The 17,042-nt window shown below is 55.1% G+C and carries 14 protein-coding genes; 6 read left to right on the top strand and 8 right to left on the bottom strand.

The features are described from left to right. Positions 1-34 precede the first annotated feature (34 nt). The 6 genes from ACMZ66_RS07415 to ACMZ66_RS07390 all read right to left on the bottom strand — a co-directional run bounded on the left by ACMZ66_RS07415 (position 35) and on the right by ACMZ66_RS07390 (position 5,579). The gene (locus ACMZ66_RS07415; RefSeq protein WP_416935921.1) at positions 35-421 is read right to left on the bottom strand and encodes a c-type cytochrome; all 387 of its coding nucleotides are present in this window, start codon (positions 419-421) and stop codon (positions 35-37) included. A gap of 148 nt (positions 422-569) precedes the next feature. Further along, positions 570-1,496 (bottom strand): ABC transporter permease, encoded by a 927-nt coding sequence (locus tag ACMZ66_RS07410; RefSeq protein ID WP_416935919.1) that lies wholly within the window; start codon positions 1,494-1,496, stop codon positions 570-572. A gap of 9 nt (positions 1,497-1,505) precedes the next feature. After that, the gene (locus ACMZ66_RS07405) at positions 1,506-2,285 is read right to left on the bottom strand and encodes an ABC transporter ATP-binding protein (RefSeq protein WP_416935917.1); all 780 of its coding nucleotides are present in this window, start codon (positions 2,283-2,285) and stop codon (positions 1,506-1,508) included. Between the two features lie 90 nt (positions 2,286-2,375). Then, positions 2,376-3,362, bottom strand: a complete 987-nt coding sequence (locus tag ACMZ66_RS07400) for an ABC transporter substrate-binding protein (protein ID WP_416935915.1) — start codon at positions 3,360-3,362, stop codon at positions 2,376-2,378. 187 nt (positions 3,363-3,549) lie between these two features. Next, positions 3,550-4,713 (bottom strand): hypothetical protein, encoded by a 1,164-nt coding sequence (locus tag ACMZ66_RS07395; protein ID WP_416935913.1) that lies wholly within the window; start codon positions 4,711-4,713, stop codon positions 3,550-3,552. A gap of 197 nt (positions 4,714-4,910) precedes the next feature. Then, positions 4,911-5,579 carry a TetR/AcrR family transcriptional regulator gene (locus ACMZ66_RS07390; protein ID WP_416935912.1) on the bottom strand — a complete coding sequence of 223 codons (669 nt, stop codon included), beginning with the start codon at positions 5,577-5,579 and terminating at the stop codon, positions 4,911-4,913. 137 nt (positions 5,580-5,716) lie between these two features. On the opposite strand from ACMZ66_RS07390, the gene ACMZ66_RS07385 reads away from it, so the two are divergent. Next, on the top strand, positions 5,717-6,883 hold the full coding sequence (locus ACMZ66_RS07385) for an efflux RND transporter periplasmic adaptor subunit (RefSeq protein ID WP_416936216.1): 1,167 nt from the start codon (positions 5,717-5,719) through the stop codon (positions 6,881-6,883). 11 nt (positions 6,884-6,894) lie between these two features. Further along, the gene (locus ACMZ66_RS07380) at positions 6,895-10,041 is read left to right on the top strand and encodes an efflux RND transporter permease subunit (RefSeq protein ID WP_416935911.1); all 3,147 of its coding nucleotides are present in this window, start codon (positions 6,895-6,897) and stop codon (positions 10,039-10,041) included. A 535-nt stretch (positions 10,042-10,576) separates the two neighbouring features. Here the strand turns inward: ACMZ66_RS07380 and ACMZ66_RS07375 are convergent. Further along, positions 10,577-12,136, bottom strand: coding sequence for an FGGY-family carbohydrate kinase (locus tag ACMZ66_RS07375; RefSeq protein WP_416935909.1), 1,560 nt, complete (start codon positions 12,134-12,136; stop codon positions 10,577-10,579). Positions 12,137-12,417: 281 nt separating this feature from the next. On the opposite strand from ACMZ66_RS07375, the gene ACMZ66_RS07370 reads away from it, so the two are divergent. Further along, complete coding sequence (locus ACMZ66_RS07370) at positions 12,418-13,128, top strand: HAD family hydrolase (RefSeq protein WP_416935907.1); 711 nt, start codon at positions 12,418-12,420, stop codon at positions 13,126-13,128. A gap of 39 nt (positions 13,129-13,167) precedes the next feature. On the opposite strand, the gene ACMZ66_RS07365 is transcribed toward ACMZ66_RS07370, so the two are convergent. Beyond that, the gene (locus ACMZ66_RS07365) at positions 13,168-13,899 is read right to left on the bottom strand and encodes a FadR/GntR family transcriptional regulator (protein WP_416935906.1); all 732 of its coding nucleotides are present in this window, start codon (positions 13,897-13,899) and stop codon (positions 13,168-13,170) included. A 162-nt stretch (positions 13,900-14,061) separates the two neighbouring features. Between ACMZ66_RS07365 and ACMZ66_RS07360 the strand changes: the two genes are divergently transcribed. The 3 genes from ACMZ66_RS07360 (at position 14,062) to ACMZ66_RS07350 (ending at position 16,979) form a co-directional block, all read left to right on the top strand. Continuing rightward, positions 14,062-15,048, top strand: a complete 987-nt coding sequence (locus tag ACMZ66_RS07360; protein ID WP_416935904.1) for an aldose 1-epimerase — start codon at positions 14,062-14,064, stop codon at positions 15,046-15,048. A 112-nt stretch (positions 15,049-15,160) separates the two neighbouring features. Beyond that, positions 15,161-15,877 carry a FadR/GntR family transcriptional regulator gene (locus ACMZ66_RS07355; RefSeq protein ID WP_416935903.1) on the top strand — a complete coding sequence of 239 codons (717 nt, stop codon included), beginning with the start codon at positions 15,161-15,163 and terminating at the stop codon, positions 15,875-15,877. A 181-nt stretch (positions 15,878-16,058) separates the two neighbouring features. Then, positions 16,059-16,979 (top strand): SMP-30/gluconolactonase/LRE family protein, encoded by a 921-nt coding sequence (locus ACMZ66_RS07350; RefSeq protein WP_416935902.1) that lies wholly within the window; start codon positions 16,059-16,061, stop codon positions 16,977-16,979. Positions 16,980-17,042: the final 63 nt, after the last annotated feature.

Below are 17,042 nucleotides of genomic sequence, written 5' to 3'. Positions count from 1 at the left end.
ATTGGTTGGAGGCTTTGTTTCGGCCCGACGCGTGTTACTTGCTGCTTTTGGCCTCTGCTTCCTGTGTCAGGCTTTCCATATAGGTCAGAAGATCCGCAATGCTTTCCGGTGTCAGGGAAAATTCCGGCATGGTCATATTGTCATGCGAAACCGTGATCCCCTCGGCTAGGGCTTCTTCAAGATTTTCAAGTGGCCAGCGTTGACCGAAGCTTGCAAGCGACGGTGCGTCGGTGATGGTTGGGTCGGGCAGGGGATCGCCATCAAATTTGGTGTGGCAGCGCAGGCAGGTTTGCTCGGCAATCGATTGGCCGCGCGTGACATCACCATGTTCTTCGCCCTTGCGGGCCATATAGTCGCTAATGCCCCACATGCCCGCGGCGACAATGCCGGTCACAAGAATGACAAGGCTGATTTTCTGCATGGTGATCTCCCCAAAGGCGATTGTTTCTTGTTGATCTGAGGTCAGCTTAACGCGCCAAGGTAACGAATTTCCTAAGCAAAATGCAGCCCTCAAAGCAAAACGGCCGCCTATTGAGGCGACCGTTTCACGCTTGAAGCGAATATGTTCGCTACTCGCGCAGTTTCTCGCGGGCCGGGGCGCCGCCGCGACCGCGTTTGAGGCTGGGCAGGGCCAGCATGGCGAGAACGAAAAGGCCCGTGGCCAGTTTCAGATCGGGCGGTGGCATGCCCGCTGCCAAGCAAAGCGAGACCAGCTGATAGTAGATGATCGCGCCGACAAACGGGGCGAGCAACTGGCGAAACACGCTTTGTTTGCCAACAACTGCTTCACCGATCATGAGTGCCGCAAGGCCGTTGATCAGGATGCCAAGGCCCATATTCACATCGGCAAAGCCCTGTGACTGAACCATCAGCGCGCCACTGGTGGCCGAAAAGGCACTGGCAAGGCCGACACCAACAATGGTCATCGCCCAAACCGAAATGCCCTGTGCCTCGGCCATGGCCGGGTTTGATCCAACAGCGCGAAGGGCCGTTCCCTTTTCGGTTTTAAAGAACCAGTTAAGTGCAAGGAAAACACCCGCGCCAATGATACCGGCAATGATGATCTTGCTGACCGGGAAGCCCGGCGTGACAAATGGTGCCCAGTTATAAACGCTGTCAGATCCAAAGATCGACAAGTTCGATTTGCCCATGATGCGCAGATTGATGCTGTAAAGCATCGTCATCATCAAGATCCCGGCGAGAAGCGTATGAATGCGGAACCGTAGGTGAATAAGCGCTGTGCAGCACCCGGCAATGAACCCGCACAGAAGGGCAATGACAATCGCCAATGCCGGGTTCATGCCGCCCGCAATCAAAACACCACACACACACCCGCCCAGCGGATAGGCACCTTCACTGGTCAAATCCGGGAAATGAAGGGTTCGAAACGGGATCATGATGCCCAGAACGACAAAGGCCAAAATCAGGCTTTGCGCCAGGGTCACCGGGACAAGGGCGACATAGCTGGTAAAGGTCGAAGAAAGAAATTCCATCATGATCTTGCCTTATGCCCCCAACATCATTGCGTCGGTCTTGACCGCAAAATGGTCGACCAGTTTTGCCACGGTGATATTGGCCTTTTCTTCGCCGCCGATCTGAAGTTTGACGCGACCGGCATCCAGCATGATGACGCGATGACCGTAATCAACTGCATGCTGCATATTATGCGTCACCATCAAGGTCGTCAGTTTCAGGCTATCAACCGCACGAACGGTGGCCTGCATAACAAGGTCCGCCGTGCGCGGATCAAGGGCGGCGGTATGTTCATCAAGCAACAGCAAATCGGGCGATCCGCCAACTGCCATGATCAGTGACAGCGATTGGCGCTGACCACCTGAAAGCAATTCAACCTTGGTGTTCAGACGGTTTTCAAGGCCCAATCCAAGTGTGGATAACCGTTCCTTGTAATCTTCAAGGCGCTTGGCATTGAGCCCGCGCGACAGGGTGCGTTTGCTGCTGCGAAGCTCTGCCAGAAGCATGTTTTCCGCAACCGTCATGCTTGCCGCGGTGCCAAGCATCGGGTCCTGAAACACACGCGCGATGCGCGATGCACGTTTGTGAACCGGTGTTGCGGTAACGTCATCGCCATTGATCAGGATTTGCCCGCTATCAAGGGGCAGGGCACCGGATACGGCGTTCAACATCGTACTTTTGCCAGCGCCATTTGACCCGATTACTACCCCGAACTCGCCGGTCTGAAGGGTAAGGTCAAGGTTATCAAGGGCGACTTTTTCGTCAGGCTGCCCGGCATAAAAGGTTTTGCGTGCAGATCGGATTTCAAGCATCCGTCTTCTCCATAAACTCATTGGCGCCGAAAGGGAATTGACCCAGACGGCGCCAATGTTCATTCAAGTGCGTAATAAATTCCGGGCGGATTATTCGACGATGCAACCGCAATCGTTGAACGATGCCGGAATTTCAATGCCAAATGCCGCCGCAGCAGATTTGGAAATCATCGGCGCATGCGTCTCATAGGTCGGTGCCGACGGTGCGATATCTGCCGCAGGCGTACCTTTGAGGATCTGAGCTGCGATCTTGCCCGCATTCAGACCAACCTGGCTGTAATCAACCGAGAAGCTCGCCGGAACCGTCCCATTGGCAACAGCGGAGCTGTCAGAGTTGACAATCGGCACACCAATCTGGCGGGCCGCTGCCGAAACAGCCGCAATCGCCGGCTGAATCAGGTTCGATGCCGGGGCATAAATCACGTCTGCTTTACCGGCAACTGCGGTGACGCGCTGCTGGATGTCGTTGACGTTATCAATACCAACTGCCACGACCGAGAAACCGGCAGCCGGTGCCAGTGCTTCGACCTTTTCAAGTAGTGCGACGTCGTTTGCTTCGCCCGGGTTATAGGGCAGCGCAAGGCGTTTGGCATCTGGCAGAAGCTTGCGGGTGAATTCCAGAACCGCTGCGATATCCTGAAGGTCAGACGCGCCGGTCATATCGGTGTCGCCCTTGTCCCAGGACGGAACCAGTTTGGCAGCAACCGGATCGGTCACAGCCGAAAACACAACCGGAATGCCCGAACCGGCAAGTGCTTGTTTGGCGATCTGGGAAACCGGGGTGGTGATCGTATAGATCAGTTTCGGGTTTTCAGACTGCAGCTTGGTGATCATCTGGGGCACCAAGGATGCGTCAAAGTTGGTGTGGCTTTCGGAATAGGAAACGTCCGTGCCTTCGACAAAGCCGTTGGCAGCCATGGCTTCCTTGAAGCCTTCGATCGCGGCATTGAGCTGCGGATGTTCACCAAAGTTGGCGATACCAACCTTGATCTCATCAGCAGATGCGCTTGATACGGATGCAAAAAGGCTGCCTGCAAGGACCAGACCTGAAATCAGGCCCTTCTTATTCGTTTTCATCTTCTGAAACTCCCTGTTTTCTTGGACTGGCATTTTTCCAAGCCAATCTCGAAACGGGATCATGCGAAGTTCCGGGATGCACGTCAATAATATGTATTATTGTAATGTGCTTATCACACAGGAAATGCCCGGCCTGACGGGGTATCCATCGGGCCGGGCATCTGATTTGGGCGGGTTTTAGGGGGTGTTAGCTGCCGTCTGCGGTGCGAAACACGGTCATGCCATTGACGACCACCCGGCCATCGGGCAGCAATTCACCGTCATATTCCATCGTGCCTTGCGGGCCGGGGCGGCCTGCGGCGAGACTATCAACGGCAAAGGGCACCAAAGCCCCCAGAAGGGTCGGGCTATCAGGGGTACCTAGTAAATCAACCAGCTTGTCCTGACCCAGAAGTTTGAAATCAAAACTGCCGGTAAAGCCATATCGCGCGGCGGCCTGTGCCAGGAATTCACCGGCACCAAGAGCCTCAAGCCCGCGCGATTCAACATAGAACTCGTCAACCTTGACCGGAGCACCATTATGGGCGGCGCGCTGCCACAGGGCATCGCCGATCTGACGGCGGGCAACGCGCGGGGCGGTCCCGGTCAGGATGTCGTAGAAGCCCTGTTGAATGATCGGCTGGGCCTCGGTCCAGGGCAGGCCATCGCTGCTGCTTTTGATCCGAACCGTGCGTGGTTGGATCAGGCTGGGGAGCCACAACCCGTCATGGGCGTAATCAAGATGGGTGGCCCCGTCATCACCGGGATAAAGCACAAAGCTTGTGGATTTGATCGAGCCGCGCTTTTCGCGGTTGGCCCCGGTCCATTCCGCGGCCTGCCATGAAATGCGCGCCAGTTCCGGCAACCATTGAATGACAAGGCCATTCATCATCCAGTGTTTGCGCGTGACCGGCTCATCACCGATCAGGGCATTGGCAAAGCCATCAAAGGTAATCGGCACATTGCGTGCAATGTCCCAGCGCAAATAGCCACCGGCATTGCGCATGGTCATGTCGCGCTGATCGCTGGTGGCTTCGGCATCCATTTTGGCCCGTTCGGGCAGTTTGATATCGAGATCAATGTGGCTTGGATTGTCGGTGTCGCGCACGGTGACCTGCACGTCATCCATCAGCAATTGGCGCGGTTCGGAATAGCCCGACAGATCAAGTTTGACGCTATCATAGATCAGCTCAACCGCATCGCCATCAAGAGCGCGCGCGTCAATTTCGGTCGCGGAAATGCCAGATTGCATCAGGATGGCATCAATCGCACTGCGCGCATCTTCAACGGAAATGGCGTGCGCTGGCTGGCTCACCGCAAACAGCGAGATCGCGCAAATACCGGCACGGATGAATGGAAGACGCACGGCCATCAAGTGATTCCCTATAAAAGGTGCAGCGCATCAAACGCGCGCAAATCTGTTTGGAACACTTCTTATTATTTAGCCCAATTTTGGTGATGATAGGGCAAAAACATCGTGATCCGGATCACCCATGCAAGCATCCTGACAGGATGCTGTCAGGAGTGGGGCGCTATAAGTGCCTGACGTTACTTACAAACAAGGGGCGCCTAACTGCCACATCCGAACTTTTCGCGATGATCAGGTGTTGCAATGCCACACAGAAGCATTTGAACCGCGCGCGAGACACGCTGTTCGATTTGCTGTTCGCTCATCGGCGGGCGCGGATTGTGTTTCATGATGCGTGATTGCCAGTCACCGATCACCATGGCTTCGAACAATTCTGCGCAATGGTCCGGGTCTTCGATGGATATGCGGCCCTTTTTTTGTTGGCGTGACAGGTAATCTGCCAGGTGTTTGCGCGTGCTGTCAGGGCCGACTTCAAAGAACTTTTCGATCAGGGGTAGAAAGTGTTGTCCTTCGGAATACAGAATTTGGGTGAAGCGCGCGACTTCCTCGGTTACTATCTTTTTAGCCAGTTTCGTGCCGAAGTCCGTTAGGGCATCACGAGGAGGGAGGTCCGTTTCCAGCGAAATGTGAAGTTCCGCGGAAAATTCAACGCAGCGCTCGGTCATGACGGCGCCCAGCAAACCATCCTTTCCGCCAAATGCTTCGTACAGAGTTGTACGTGAGCCACCCGATTGCGAAATAACATCATTGAGTGTGACGCCGGAGAACCCTTTTTCAAGCAAGAGTTTCCAGGCTGCATCCATCATTGCGCGTCGCCGTGCAGACCCGCGAGTGGATTGTTTTTCAAGCTTTTCTGGCTTTTCACTCATGATTCTAAATTCGGTTGTTTTTGGCTCTTGATCGTGCAGTGCACAATGTGTACTGTACCGTACAGTATTTCGAAATGCAACTACAAAGCCTTCGCTTTGCTTAGTGTGCAGGACTTAGAAGGAAGAACAACTTGTCCATGCGATCTTGTTTGAAATTTGCTGGTATGGCCGCACTTGCCTTGATGGTTGCCGCCTGCAGCGAGAGCAACGAAGGTGGTCAGCAACAGGCAGCAGCGCCGCAACAGCCGCAGGCGACGCCGGTTGGTACTGTCGTGCTGGAAGCACAGACCGTTGGTCTGGTCGAAGAAATGCCGGGCCGCACCATTGCCTATCGTCAGGCCGATATCCGTCCGCAGGTCGATGGCATCATCAAGGAACGCAACTTCACCGAAGGTGCGTTTGTTGAAGCCGGTCAGCAGCTTTATATGATCGACCAGGATGTCTATCTGGCACGCGTTGATGCAGCACAGGCCGAACTGGCCCGCCAGTCCGCGACCTATGATCAGGCGGTTAAAACGCGCAAACGGTATGACCCGCTGATCAAGTCGCAGGCCGTCAGCCAGCAGACCTATGATGATGCGGTTGCCGCCGAAGCACAGGGTCGGGCATCTGTTGCCGCTGCCCGTGCGGAACTGGAACAGGCCCGTATTGATCTGGCTTACACCACTGTTACCGCACCGATTGCCGGTCAGATCGGATCATCCGATTACACCGAAGGTGCGCTGGTAACCGCCAATCAGTCGGCGAAGCTGACCACGATCACCCAGCTTGATCCGATCTATGTTGACGTGACCCAGGCCGGTGGCCGCCTGATGAAAATCAAACAGGCGATCCAGAATGGCCGCATCAAGGGCATTGATAATGGTCAGGTGGAAGTATCCCTGATTGTTGACTTAACCGGTGAAGAATATCCGCACAAGGGAACACTTCAGTTCTCCGACGTTACGGTGAATGAAACCACCGGCACGATCCGCCTGCGCGTTGTCTTCCCGAACCCGGATGGTGCCCTTCTGCCGGGCATGTTTGTGCGCGGTCAGGTCCGTCAGGGTCAGCTCGAAAATGCATTCCTTGTGCCGCAAAAAGCGGTGATGCGTCGCCCGGATGGTTCGGCATATGTTTATGTCGCAGCCGATGGCAAAGTCGCCTCCAAGGACGTGACCATCGAACAGTCCCAGGGTCAGAACTGGCTGGTTTCCGCAGGTGTTGAAAATGGCGATCAACTGATTGTTGATGGCATTCAGCGCATCGGACCGGGTGCACCTGTTGCGCCGCAGCCCGTTGAAACCGCCAAAGCCGCCGAATAAGGGTTTATTCAATGGCAAAATTCTTTATTGATCGCCCCGTTTTCGCCTGGGTTATTGCCCTGGTGATTATGTTGGCGGGGGGACTTTCTCTTTGGCAGTTGCCCATCGAGCAATACCCGTCGATTGCACCGCCATCTGTGGAAATCAATGCGACCTATCCGGGCGCATCGGCACAGACGGTGGAAAATACCGTTACACAGGTCATCGAACAGCAGATGAATGGTCTGGACTATCTGCGTTACATGTCGTCGAACTCTTCGGCCAACGGTCAGGCGTCCATTTCGCTGACCTTTGAACCCGAAGCCGATCCCGACATTGCCCAGGTTCAGGTCCAGAACAAGCTTCAGGCTGCGATGTCATCGCTTCCGACCGAAGTGCAGCAGCAGGGCGTGACTGTTACCAAGTCATCGGGGTCGTTCCTGATGGTTGTTGGTTTCGTCTCCGCTGATGGTTCGATGTCGGCAGAAGATCTGTCTGACTTTGTGGTGTCCACGGTTGAAGATCCGCTTGCACGTGTGAACGGTGTTGGCTCTGTCACGGTGTTTGGTTCGCAGCATGCGATGCGCATCTGGCTCGATCCGAACAAGATGTATTCTTATAACCTGACCGTGTCTGACGTCAGTTCGGCGATTGAATTGCAGAACACCGAAGTCACCGCCGGTCAGATTGGTGGGGCACCGTCCATTCCGGGTCAGCAGATCAACGCAACCATTACCGCACAGAGCAAACTGCAAACCGTTGACGAGTTTGCCAATATCTTGTTGAAAGTCGAAACCGATGGTTCGCAGGTCCGTCTTGGCGACGTGGCCCGCATCGAAATCGGCGGCGAAAGCTATGAAGTTGTGGCGCGCTATAACGCACAGGCCGCAACCGGTATTGGTATCAACCTTGCCACCGGTGCCAACGCACTTGATACCGCCGAGGCCGTGAAGGCACGTCTGGCAGAATTGCAGCCGTTCTTCCCGCAGGGCATGGAAGTTGTCTATCCGTATGACACGACCCCGTTCGTCAAAGTGTCGATCGAGGAAGTGGTTCACACCCTGTTTGAAGCCATCGTTCTCGTCTTCCTGGTGATGTTCCTGTTCTTGCAGAACTGGCGCGCCACCCTGATCCCGACGATTGCTGTTCCGGTTGTGTTGCTGGGTACCTTTGGCATTCTTGCCGCCTTTGGTTATTCGATCAACACGCTGACCATGTTTGCCATGGTGCTGGCCATTGGTCTTCTGGTCGATGACGCGATTGTTGTTGTTGAGAACGTCGAACGTGTGATGCACGAAGATGGACTTCCGCCGCGCGAAGCAACGCGGAAATCCATGGGCCAGATTACCGGTGCGCTGATTGGTATCGCACTTGTTCTGTCGGCCGTGTTCGTGCCAATGGCGTTCTTTGCCGGATCGACCGGTGCGATTTATCGCCAATTCTCGATCACGATCGTATCGGCGATGGCGCTGTCGGTTGTTGTGGCAATCGTTCTGACGCCAGCCCTTTGCGCCACCATGCTCAAACCCTCGCACACCGATCCGAGTGCGAAGAAAGGCCCGTTTGGCTGGTTTAACCGTGGCTTTGATCGGACCAACAAGTTCTATCAGGGCAGTGTTGACCACGTGGTTCACCGCAAATGGCGTTACCTGTTTGTCTATGTGATCCTGGTTGGCGGTCTGGCAGCTTTGTTTGTCCGTCTGCCGGGCTCGTTCCTGCCAGATGAAGATCAGGGCATCATGTTCTCGATGTTGCAGCTTCCTGCTGGTGCATCGCAGGAACGTACGGTGGATGTTCTCAAAAAGCTCGAAGATCACTTCCTGCAGAACGAGAAAGAAACGGTCAATGGCCTGTTCACGGTTGCTGGCTTCTCGTTTGCCGGTAGCGGTCAGAACGCTGGTATTGCCTTTATTAACCTCAAAGACTGGTCGGAACGTACCCGTCCTGATCAGGCTGTGGGGGCGGTGATTGGCCGTGCTTATGGCGCGTTTTCCCAGATCCGCGAAGCAATGATCTTTGCCTTTGCCCCGCCTGCAATTATCGAGCTTGGTACGGCAAACGGCTTTGACCTTCAGCTTGTGGATCGTGGTGGTAATGGCCATGACGCACTGATGGCAGCCCGTAACCAGCTTCTGGGAATGGCTGCACAGGATCCGCGTCTTGTCGGTGTGCGCCCGAACGGTCTTAATGACATGCCGCAGTTCAACATCAATATCGACCAGGAAAAAGCAAGTGCGCTTACGGTCGAGCTGTCTGATGTGAACCGCACCCTGGCTGCGGCCTGGGGTTCAAGCTACGTCAATGACTTTATCGAAAACGGCCGTGTCAAACGGGTCTATATGCAGTCGGATGCGAAATACCGCATGATGCCTGAAGACCTTGATCACTGGTATGTCCGTAACGGTCTGGGCGAAATGGTGCCGATCTCGGCCTTTGCCATCACCGAATGGAACTATGGCTCGCCGCGACTGGAACGCTTTAACGGTCTGTCATCGATCAATATTCAGGGTGCAGCTGCACCGGGTGTTGCATCGGGCGATGCGATGAAGGCGATGGAAGAACTGGTTGCCAAGCTTCCGGGTGGTATCGGCCTTGAATGGCAGGGGCTGTCCTATGAAGAACGTCAGGCGGGCGAGCAGGGACCGGCATTGTATGCCCTGTCCATGATTGTTGTCTTCCTGTGTCTGGCAGCCCTTTATGAAAGCTGGGCGATCCCGATCTCGGTCATGATGGTCGTGCCGCTTGGTGTTCTTGGTGCGGTTGTCGCAGCCCTTCTGCGCGGTCTTCCAGATGACGTGTACTTCCAGGTGGCCATCCTGACGACCATCGGTCTGTCGGCCAAGAACGCCATCCTGATTGTCGAGTTCGCCCGCGAACTTTACGACCAGGGTATGGGCCTTCTTGAAGCCACCGTCGAAGCCGCCCGTCAGCGTCTGCGTCCAATCATCATGACGTCGATGGCCTTCACCCTTGGTGTCGTGCCGTTGGCGATCTCGACCGGCGCTGGTGCCGCGGCCCGTGTGGCTGTGGGTACCGGTGTGATGGGCGGGATGATTGCAGCGACCGTGCTTGCGATCTTCTTCGTGCCGCTGTTCTTTGTCTTGATTGTTGGCACCTTTGCCAAGAACCGCTCGAAACGCGGTGACGTCAAGGCAGCCCACGAACATCCGGCGGAATAAAATTCAGGGCCAGCCTTGAAAAAGACTGGCCCTGAAAGGCATCGCGCCGTGACGGTGCAGAATAATTAGAGCCTCAGCAATGAGGTCTCTAAAACTGCATGATCCCCCGACCCCGCCGTTGCGCGTGCGAAAGAAAGGGCCGATGCAAAAGCATCGGCCCTTTTGTTTTGGCCCTATCCAAAAGTGGCGTCAAGCGCCTTTTGGATAGAACACACAGGGAGAAAGGAGGGTCAGAGCATACTTCCTTAGATCTGCTTCACTTTGTTTGATCTTGGCGTGACGTTTGGCAAGGCACAGCGCGAAGAGCGATGCGGCGCATCGGTCAAGCGGTGTAACGCCGCAAAACGCCGCCAAGAACAAACCCTTCGGGCCGTTACATTCGCCTGCCCCGCAGCGTCAACGTCCTTGACCGTAGCCCCACTACGCTCTGCAGACATTTCCTTGCCGGACAGGCGAATGCCTCCGGCAAAGTGGATCAGATCTAAGGAAGTATGCTCTTAGTGGCTCAACCCCGGCCCGAAGTTAAGCTTAAAACTTAGTTTTTGCTCATCGCATCAAGGGCCTGGCGATGACTATGCATCTGGTGGAAAATGGCATACCGACGGTCATGTTCGGCCTTGGCTTTTTCATCTGGCGCATGCAGGGTTTCTTTGCCAGCCATCTGACGTGCAGCCTTGGCAAGGCCACCATCGGCATCAAGCGCACCCGCCGCCAGCATGGCCGAGCCCAGAAGAACCGGCTCTTCGCAATCTGACATCACAACGTGACAACCCGTCACATCGGCATAAAGTTTGACCAGAACCGCTGATGCGGTGTGGCCACCACTTAGATGGATATGGGTGATGTTATAGCCGGTATCATTGAGCGCATCGATGATGTGGCGCGTGCCATAGGCAATCGCGCAGGCTGTTGCCCAATAAAGCTTCAGGAAGCTTTCCTCGCTCTGATCGAGTGTCAGGCCGGAAATCACGCCAAGGGCCTCGGGATCGGCAAGCGGGGATCGGTTGCCATGGAAGTCCGGCAGGACATGAAGGCGCGGTGCCAGATCGGTTTTTTCTGCCATCATCGGCATCAGTTTTTCACCGGCAAGCTTGTGCGCATCCCGCCCCATTCCATGGGAAAACGGATGCATGGCAACCACATGGTCAAGCAATGCACCCGTTGCCGACTGCCCACCTTCATTTAGCCAAAGTCCTGGTGCAATCGCACCGAAATAGGGGCCCCAGACACCTTTGATAAAGCGCGGTTCTTTTGACAGTGCCATATGACAGGTCGAGGTGCCGGCAATCATCGCGAAATGCTGATCGAGATTGCCATCAAGATATTCACCAAGGGTGCCAAGCGCACCGGCATGGGCATCAATCAGGCCCGCACCGACCACGCAATTGGTGGTCAGGCCAAGATCAGCCGCACCCTGTTCGGAAAGTGATCCGATCAGATCACCAACCGCAAGTGCGCTTTCATGCATGTTGATCTTGTCATTGAGATCATCCATGCCAATCGTCGCCAGGAAATCGCGATCCCACGGTTCATCCTGATGGGCAAGGTAGGTCCATTTGCACGTCACTGTGCAGCAGGACCGTGCATTGCTACCCGTCGCACGGAAGGACAGGAAATCGGCCAGATCATAGGCCGCACCCATTTTATCCCACGCGGTCGCATGATGGCGTTTCAGCCACATCAGTTTCGGGATTTCCATTTCCGGTGACATGGTGCCACCAATGAATTCAAGAACCCGCGCGCCAGTTTCGGTGCATTCTTCGGCTTCGCGCACTGCACGGTGATCCATCCAGACAATTACATCCCAATTGTCCGTGCCGCCCGGCGTCACACCAAGCGGCTGGTTATTCTGATCACGGATCACGAGCGAGCAGGTGGCATCAAAACCAATTGCGGCAATCTTTTCGGCGGCGACACCGGATTTTGCCATGGCGTCGCGCACGGATTGGCAAACCGATTGCCAGATATTTTCCGAATCCTGTTCAACGAAATCGGGTTTGGGACGGTTCATCGCAATCGCATGGGCGGCACTGCCAAGCAGTTTGCCATTGGCATCAAACACGCCTGCGCGTGCGCTGCCGGTGCCAACATCCACGCCGATGAAGCAGGTATTCTGGGACTCATAATGGGTATTTCCTCCGCTTTCCCCCGACTTTCCGGACCCAGTCCTGATTGCCGGTGTTTTTTTGTTTGTTCTATCTGAACCTGATTTGATCAAAAGTTCAATGATTGGTCAAATGCTCATTTTTGTTGACGCTGAAACGAACATTTCGATACGCTGTTTTCATCAGACAAATGAAACAAGCCAGGTTCAACATGGCCGCAGAAAATAACACTGGAAACGTATCCGGGAATGACACCGCAAAGAGCGCGCTGATGGTCGCGACCGTTCGCGCCTTGATGAAAGATTGCGCCATCGTCCTGTTTGATTGTGACGGGGTGCTTGTCGATAGCGAACCGATTTCGCTGGCGACACTTGTCGATGTGCTCGATCATTTTGGCGCCCCCCTTAGCTTACAGGAAGTCTCGGACCGCTTTACCGGACGATCAAGTTCGGCGCCGATTGATCATATCCGCGCCCAGACCGGGCAGGATGTGCGCGCGGCCTTCAAGCCGTTCTTCTATCAGAAGCTGTTTGCGCGCTATGACACGGAACTGCGCAAGATCGATGGCATCGATGCGGTGTTAAAGGCGCTTTCTGATCATCAGATAGCCTTTTGCATTTCTTCAAGCAGCTCGGTCGAGCGGCTTGAAAAAACCATGCAGGTAACCGGTCTTGGCCCCTGGTTTGGCCAGCGGATCTATAGTGCCGATTTCGTCAAAAACGGCAAACCGGCCCCGGATCTGTTTTTGCACGCCGCGGCTGACATGGGCTTTTCACCCAAAAAGACCGTCGTGATCGAAGACTCGGTCGCTGGTGTCACCGCTGCGGTGGCGGCTGGCATGAAATGCGTCGGCTTTGTTGGCGGTGGTCATTACGATCAGGACCGCGCCAAGGCGTCCGAGCGCCTTTACAATGCCGGTGCCGATGTCGTGATTGACGATATGAACGATCTTGCGGCTGGTATTGCTGCAAGTGCCGCCTGAAGCCTGAAATCAGCCCGCACCGCGCATGAGCTTCTGATCCTATCGTTGGGTCAGAAGCTTTTGATAGCGGGTCTGGCTCAGGCTTAGGTGATCGCGCATGGCTTTGCGTGCGCTATCTTCATCGCGGGTCGCAATGGCATCGTAAATGCGGCGATGCTCGCCCATGATCATTTCCATATAGGCTTTTTGATCTTCGACCTCTGGCGGGCGGCGGCGCAGCTGCGCACGCGGGATGGTCTTATCGCCCAGATGTTCAAGAAACTCGGCAAAGCGGCGATTGTTGGTCGCCGATGCGATGGCGCTGTGGAATTCGAAATCGAGCTGCTCGGTCGGATCGCCTTTTTCAATCGCACGTTCCATCTTTTCCATCGCTTCGTAAATCTTGGCCTGCTGTGCGACAGAGCTTCGTGTGCAGGCAAGACCGGCGGCCTCGATTTCGACCGCCATACGCAGTTCAAGGATTTCCAGAACGTCGGACACCTGCGCGTAATCAACGGCAAAGATCGATTTGTCGTTTGTGCGGGCTTCGGGGGCGAGAACAAAAACACCGGCCCCTTGGCGCGGTTCAAGCAACCCGTCGGCCTTAAGCGCTGCGATTGCTTCGCGCACCACGGTGCGGCTGACGCCAAACTTTTCGGTCAGGACCGGTTCGGTTGGCAGTTTGCTGCCCGGTTCGCGCTGACCGCTTTCAATTTCCTGACGCAGGCTGGCAATGACCTTTTCGGTCAGCGATACCTTGCGGGGCGTGTTTGACGGGTTGCTCTTGTTCATTTTGCGTGTCCGATAAATCCGGTATAAAACAACCGGATAGAAAATGATTGCCCGGCATTAATGTTTGATTGGTGTCACGGGCGTTACCATCTTCAGATAATCGAACGGGGATGGTGATGTAAAGTCATCATATGATTTTGGTTGGATTTGAGGCAGCAACGCATGGCCAAAAAGGGCGAACCGGAATACCGCTGGAACAGCGGACCATTTCAGATCGGCATTGTTCCCCAGGGTGGGGCAATTTCGCGGATTGACTGGATCAGGCCCGATGGCCAAGGCACGATCAATTTGTTGCGTCCGGTAACACCACAGGCGCTGACATCTGGCAATCCGTCCAGTCTTGGCTGTTTCCCGATGGTGCCCTTTGCCAACCGGTTGGCCTTTGCCGAGTTTGATTTTGATGGCCGCATCGTCAAGGTCCCGGCAAACCGTCCGCCAAGCCCGCATGCCATTCATGGCTTTGGCCGGGGCGCTGAATGGAAAATCGAGCGCCCGACGGTCGATACCCTGCGCTTCAATCACAAACATGATGACCCGCAAAGCGGCTTTGTCTATGTCGCCTGGCAGGAATTCAAGGTGACCGAAACTGATGTCACCATCGAAATTGGCGTACGCCATTTGGGCCGCACCCCGATGCCCTATGGTATTGGTCTGCATCCATGGTTCCCGGGCGGGGATGACGTGACAGTTCAGTTCATCGCCACCGATTGCTTTGGCACGGACGAGGACATGTTGCCGACAGCGCGCACCGTGATTGATCTTGGGCGTGATTTTTCCGACGGGAAGATGATCCGCCATAATCTGGGGCTCGATGTGCATTACTCCGGTTGGCAGCGTGAAGCCGACATGATTTGGGACGATGCGGGCTATAGCGTGAAAATGACGGCAAGTGAGACGCTGTCAAACCTGCAATTCTATATCCCCGAAGATGGCAAAACATTTTGTGTCGAGCCGGTTTCCCACGTACCAAACGTGCATAATCACCCGGAATTCAAGGAACTTGGCGATGTTGTCGTGCTTGATCGCAACGAAGCCCTGACCGGCACCATGACCCTGACGCCAAGCTTGCTTGCAAAACCTGTTAGCGGTTTGGTCGATGATGACATGGTCGGTATTCCGGGCAATCGGGATTACTCGCTGGTCGATTAGTTATGCGTCCATGATCACCGCCGTTCCGGGGCTTTACCGGCTTGTCGTTTGTCGATAAAACTTACAAGTGGGTTTTACAACATAACAAGTCCAAGAAGTTCCGGGGGGCGGGATGACGCAATTACAGCTTAGGGTCCAGAAGCGCGAAAAGCTGGCCGATCAACTTTATGGCCAGATTCTTGAACAGATTGTCACCGGCAATCTGCGCGAAGGGGCGAAGCTGCCATCCGAAAATGAAATCTGTGCATCCTTTGGCGTGTCGCGCCCGGTTGTGCGTGAAGCATTGCGCAAGCTGCAATCAGACGGGCTTGTCTATGCCCGTCAAGGTGTTGGCTCGTTCGTCAAGAAACGCCCGCCACAGGGGTTGATTGAATTTAGTGGTGTTCAGGATGTCGCAGGACTTCTGCGCTGCTTTGAGGCCCGCATCGCGATTGAAGGCACAACCGCGCGCATGGCGGCCGAACGCGGCAGTGTCCGCCATCACCGCGAAATCGAAAATGCGCTGAAGCTTCTCGAAGACGGCATTGCCGCAGGCGACATTGCCGATAAGGCCGATCTGGCCTTTCACATGGCGATTGCACGTGCCAGCGGAAACGAGATTTTCCTGACCATCCTTAATTCGCTTGATGGGGTGATGGCAAAATCCATGCGGGTGGCGCTTAATATCACGCGCGGCGGATCGGCAGAACGCGCGCAAAAGGTCCTGGCCGAACATCGCCAGATTTACGATGCGATTCTAACCGGCGATGGCAATAGTGCGGAACTTTTGATGCGCTATCACCTGCATCAGGCACGCCAGCGCGTCACCGACCATGCGCGCGATCAATAGGGCACAGGCCCTTATGCCGCCTGCCTTTGGGCCGCTTTCATCGAACAGGGCCTGACATCCTTGGGGGGATCAGGGGCAACTGCCTGTCACTCAAAATGGCAATTCCGGTTGACAAGGTGGGCCTCGCGGCGGCACACCCAAGAATATAAAAATTGATCATATGACTTTTGGGGTGTTAAACATGTCGGGATCAAGCGGGGCGCTTTATCAGCCGGAAATTCTCAGTAACGAGACGTTTACCTTGGCGGAATGCCCGAATTGGGATGCCAAAAACAACCGGCTGTATTGGACCGATATCCTCAATGGTCAGCTTCATGGTCTTGATGTCAGGTCGGGCGAGCGTCAGACATGGCAATTCGACAGCGAACTTGGCTGCTTTGGCCTGACCGATGCCGGGCGGATTATCATCGCCCTTCGCAAGGACATCCTGTTCCTTAATCCCGAAAATGATCAGCGCACACCGCTATGTCGCATTGAAGATGGGCTTAACAGCCGCACCAATGACGGTAAGATCGGCCCGGATGGTGCGTTTTGGGTTGGCACGATGGATGACAATGCCGACAAGCAGCCCGTCGCATCGCTGTATCGTATCACCGCAGACGGAAAGGTCGAAGAAAAGGCCAAGGGGTTCAAGATTTCCAACGGGATCGCCTGGTCACCCGATGGATCGCATATGTATCACTCGGACTCGCGCGGGCCGTGGGTCAACCGTTGGGATTTTGATGTGGCAAGTGGCGATATTTCCAACTGCACGCGCTATCTTGATCTTGATGATACGCTTGGTCGTCCGGATGGCGGGGCGGTCGATGCCGAAGGATGCTATTGGTCGGCAGGCGTGTCGGCGGGCAATCTGAACCGCTTTGCGCCAGATGGCACGCTTTTGAAATCAATCGCGATGCCGATGCCCAATCCGACCATGCCATGCTTTGGTGGGCCGGATATGAAGACGCTTTATGTCACCAGCCATCGCGAAGGATATAGTGCTGAAAAATGCTCGCAATTCCCTGATGCGGGCAAACTGGTTTCATTGCGGGTCGATGTTCCCGGTGTGCCGGTCTCAGCCTTTAGCGAAAATGGCGAGCGCCGGGCGCAAAGCCGCTAACAAGCGCGTTAAAACCAAAAAGGCCATGCAGGGAAATCTGCATGGCCTTTTTCTTTGGTATTG

The sequence above is a fragment of the Thalassospira sp. genome, assembly GCF_048059015.1.
GTDB lineage: Bacteria > Pseudomonadota > Alphaproteobacteria > Rhodospirillales > Thalassospiraceae > Thalassospira.
The sequence above is the reverse complement of the archived record's forward strand: the minus strand, read 5'-3'. Positions and strand labels throughout refer to the sequence as shown.